A 228-nucleotide genomic window follows, 5' to 3' on the forward strand; every position below is an offset into this window, starting at 1 on the left:
CCCGTCCGCTCCGCCACTTCTTCAGACAAAGTTAAGTCTTTAAAAAAACTACAGGGGTGTAGCTCCAATTGGCAGAGCAGCGGATTCCAAATCCGCGTGTTGGGAGTTCGAATCTCTCCACCCCTGCCACTTTCGAAAGCCTCGACAGAAATGTCGGGGCTTTTTTGCATTTGTGTTTTCGAAAAGCAAGCGTTGGTAGTCAGCTTATCGAATCTCTGGAATGCCAGC

1 tRNA gene is annotated in these 228 nt (G+C 49.1%); it reads left to right on the plus strand.

Going from position 1 to position 228, the window contains the following annotated elements:
* The first annotated feature begins 52 nt into the window (after positions 1-52).
* Positions 53-129 (plus strand) — tRNA-Trp (locus tag ABT56_RS22925).
* The last annotated feature ends 99 nt before the right edge of the window (positions 130-228 follow it).

The sequence above is a fragment of the Photobacterium aquae genome (assembly GCF_001029445.1).
Classification (GTDB): domain Bacteria; phylum Pseudomonadota; class Gammaproteobacteria; order Enterobacterales; family Vibrionaceae; genus Photobacterium; species Photobacterium aquae.